The following is a 728-nucleotide window of genomic DNA, read 5'->3' on the forward strand; positions in this document are numbered from 1 at the left end:
GTCCGGCCATGTGAGCTGTTCGAAACGGCCGTGCAACACGAAACGCCGCCGAAACACGTACGTCCGCAACCGGTAATCCGCTCCGTCCAGACTCCCTCCCACCAGCGCACACACCCCACCCACGGTGCGCGGTTCGGGAAGGCTCCACATGCTCCTCGCTGACACCCCCGCCGGGCTCGACACCGGTGACACCGCCTGGCTGTTGGCCAGTACCGCGCTGGTCCTGCTGATGACCCCTGGTCTGGCGCTGTTCTACGGCGGCATGGTCCGCACCAAGAGCGCGCTCAACATGATCATGATGAGCTTCGTCTCGATCGCGGTGGTCACCGTGGTCTGGCTGCTCGCCGGGTACTCGCTGGCCTTCGCCCCCGACCTCGGCGGCCTCGGTCTGATCGGCGGCCCGGACCACCTCGGGATGGCCGGGATCACCCCCGCCTCGCTGACCGGCAAGGTGCCCACCCTGCTGTTCGCCACCTTCCAGCTGACCTTCGCGATCATCACCGCGGCGCTGATCAGCGGCGCCGTGGCGGACCGGGCGAAGTTCGGCGCCTGGGTGCTCTTCACGGCGGTCTGGACCCTGCTGGTCTACGTCCCGGTCGCGCACTGGGTGTTCGCCCCCGACGGCTGGATCCTGTCCCGGCTGGGCGCGCTGGACTTCGCCGGCGGCCTGGTGGTCGAGGTCAACTGCGGGGCCAGCGGCCTGGCCCCGGCCCCGGTGCTCGGCCCCC

1 protein-coding gene is annotated in these 728 nt (G+C 70.1%); it reads left to right on the forward strand.

All coding sequences use genetic code 11. From position 1 onward, the window contains the following. Nucleotides 1–148 precede the first annotated feature (148 nt). The coding region (locus ABD323_RS42735) for an ammonium transporter (RefSeq protein ID WP_425556354.1) at nt 149–728 on the forward strand (580 nt) is incomplete at its 3' end.

This window comes from Kitasatospora nipponensis, from assembly GCF_039528135.1.
Lineage (GTDB): Bacteria > Actinomycetota > Actinomycetes > Streptomycetales > Streptomycetaceae > Kitasatospora > Kitasatospora nipponensis.